At 34.6% G+C, this 2,380-nt stretch carries 2 protein-coding genes and 1 pseudogene; 1 reads left to right on the plus strand and 2 read right to left on the minus strand.

Translation table 11 applies throughout. The features are described 5' to 3' along the window. Positions 1–794: AAA family ATPase (locus tag BFI01S_RS21585; protein ID WP_156478368.1), on the plus strand; the 794-nt coding region annotated here is incomplete at its 5' end. A 119-nt stretch (positions 795–913) separates the two neighbouring features. Here the strand turns inward: BFI01S_RS21585 and BFI01S_RS21590 are convergent. Then, entirely contained in the window at positions 914–1,777 is an 864-nt protein-coding gene (locus BFI01S_RS21590; RefSeq protein WP_061794405.1) for a GNAT family N-acetyltransferase, read from the minus strand. Between the two features lie 146 nt (positions 1,778–1,923). Next, positions 1,924–2,380, minus strand: a pseudogene (locus BFI01S_RS21595) (MFS transporter); the annotation flags it as partial.

Below are 2,380 nucleotides of genomic sequence, written 5' to 3' on the forward strand. Positions count from 1 at the left end.
AAAGGGAACACATTCTATTCAAGCTGAATAGCCGAGGAGTAAAAGGTAAAACCACGATAAAACTCGCTTTGGATTCCAGTTCAAAAATAAACATTAATGAAATCCTGAGTGAAGGTGAACAAAAAGCATTATCAATAGCCTTCTTCCTTGCGGAGATTTCTTCTATACCATCAAATGGAGGAATTATACTTGATGATCCCGTTTCTTCTTTAGACCATAGCAGGAGAGAGTATGTAGCTAATCGATTGGTGCGGGAAGCTAAAAAACGGCAAGTCATTATTTTTACACACGACATCGTATTTCTACACACCTTACAAAAACATGTTAATTTACAAAACGTGTCCGCATCGTATTGTTCGGTAAGAAGAAATGGTAACAGAGCAGGGATTGCAAAAACGGAAATGCCTTGGATAACCCTATCAACCAGTAAAAGAATCAAATACTTAAAAAATGAACTGCCAAAGCTAAAAAAGTTAGAAAGCAAATTAGATCCCGATATGTATGTCCATAAGGTTAAAACATGGTACATGCTACTGAGGGAATCGTGGGAACGAGCAGTTGAAGAACTGTTATTAAACGGTGTTGTCGAACGTTTCAATCCAAGTGTACAAACACAAAGACTTAGTAAAATTAAATTTACGGATGAAATAGTTCAGCTCGTAACAGAAGGTATGACCAAAACATCCACTTACGTTCATGATGAATCTCATGCCATTGGTCGAATAATTCCAAGTAATGATGAAATGATTGAGGACCTTAGTAAATTAGAACAGTTCAGCAAGTTATTTAGATAACCACTTTGTTGATTAAAAGGACCAATGATTTGGTCCTTTTTATGCTGATTAAATTTAGAGCAGCAATATCTACTGTTAAATTAACGCACCCGTAAGAGTTCAATAAGAAGTATTTCTATTTATCCAAAAATCTGGGCAGCAATTCCGAATAAGGTATTGTTTCTAGGTGGCATTTCAGCAGAATTAATAACCATTACTGGTGGTTGACTCACTTGTTTAAATCCTCGCTGCTCCAAAAATAACATAAACTCTTCATTGCCCGATGGCACATCAATCCTAAATTTCCCTTGATGTCTTGAAGCTAACCTATCTATTATTAAAGCAGCTGTTTGAGAATCAGGTGCTACAATAGGTCCTAATATCAGATTAATTGGTCCTAAAATAGATATTCCATAACCAATAATGTTCGCTCTGTTATCTCTAACTACTAGGCATTGTTCTGATTGGTTTATTCTATTTTGGAGAAATTTGCTTCTTTTATCTCCAAATGCAGCCTTATCTAACTTTAAAATTTCTTTAAGATTATTACTATTGAACTCTTCAGTAGTAACATCACCGCTTTTGTTTATTGGTTTATAGTCATCACAAAGGAACTTATGAACACAATCGACAGTTATAAAGCCCATCTTTTCATAAAGGGATCTACCTTCTTCAGTTGCAATTAACATAATTGAAGTGTTACTGGAAGTAAAATCTATACACTTTTGGGTAGCGTCTTTCCCTAGTCCCATTCCCCTAAACTCTTTATGAACAATCACCATACCAATCGAAGCCAACTTAGTATCATAAGGGACTATTGCTGCACTAGAAACAATTTTTCCCTCCGCATTTTTATGTCCGAATATCTTACCAGATGATAACACTGTTCCAATCTCATATTCATCATAATCCCACCCGACTGATGCTGATAACTCAATTAAACCCTTGATATCATTTTTATTAAATTGCACTAATTCTAATATTGAATTTTTGAATATAGCCATTACGGATTCCCCCTTTGCACTCATCTAATCACATTAAGATATATTCTTGTTTATTTAACTTACCTGCTCTTTAAATCGGCAAGTAACAATCTTAGTTGATTTATAGCCCGAACTACAAGTGTAATGATACGCCAAGGTAATTCTCTTTAGTAATTTACATTTTCATTTTCCAAAGAGATACCTTTTTTATAAAGTTGAAGATTAATCAATCCGAATAGAGATGAAAATATCAATAAACATCCTGATAGAATATAAACAAGACGAACTCCTATCAAATCCGTTAAAGCTCCTATCCCGAGAATAGAGGCTATAAAAATAAGTTGAACTAAGGTTGATCTTGCTGAAAGTATTTTTGTTAAAGTCCCTTCATCTGCACTATTTTGAAACATTGTTTCTTGTGCTAAATCTCTCATTTGATAAGAAGGTCCCATTAATAACACTAAAAACAAAGCAATAAAAGGCTCAGAAACAAAACCGTAAGCAAAGGTTAGAATTCCAAAAGCCGCGGAACCAAACAACATAAAACTTGTTAAACGCCCCTGTAACAACTTGGAAAAACGATACACTAAAATTCCCCCAAGAATAGTTCCCAGATAGTAGCCA

Source organism: Cytobacillus firmus NBRC 15306, from assembly GCF_001591465.1.
GTDB lineage: Bacteria > Bacillota > Bacilli > Bacillales > Cytobacillaceae > Cytobacillus > Cytobacillus firmus.

Bases quoted from the DNA above. Each gene is read 5' to 3' on its own strand.
- BFI01S_RS21590 (WP_061794405.1), bottom strand. From the start codon at position 1,777: ATGGCTATATTCAAAAATTCAATATTAGAATTAGTGCAATTTAATAAA.